Source organism: Chengkuizengella sp. SCS-71B (assembly GCF_040100845.1).
Lineage (GTDB): Bacteria > Bacillota > Bacilli > Paenibacillales > KCTC-33759 > Chengkuizengella.
Genome location: NZ_JAZHSH010000009.1, coordinates 1 through 249, shown reverse-complemented (window position 1 = coordinate 249; position 249 = coordinate 1). Strand labels below are relative to the sequence as shown.

Here is a 249-nt window from a genome sequence, read left to right as displayed (position 1 = left end):
GAATTCCATTTGCTAATTAATGCTTCTTTGCTTTCGCTATCTAGTTTTCAAGGAACATCAGTCGCTTGATCCACCTTTGTGGTGTTTTTTGCGACAAAAAATATCTTACCACATCTGCTTTTCTTCAGTCAACCGTTTTTTCAAACCATTTCTTGAAGTTTTTGCCTCTATGGTGGAGCCAAGCGGGATCGAACCGCTGACCTCCTGCGTGCAAAGCAGGCGCTCTCCCAGCTGAGCTATGGCCCCATA

The 249-nt window shown here is 44.6% G+C and carries 1 tRNA gene; it reads right to left on the bottom strand.

The features are described 5' to 3' along the window. Positions 1-170 precede the first annotated feature (170 nt). Positions 171-246: transfer RNA gene (locus VQL36_RS21085), tRNA-Ala, on the bottom strand. Positions 247-249: the final 3 nt, after the last annotated feature.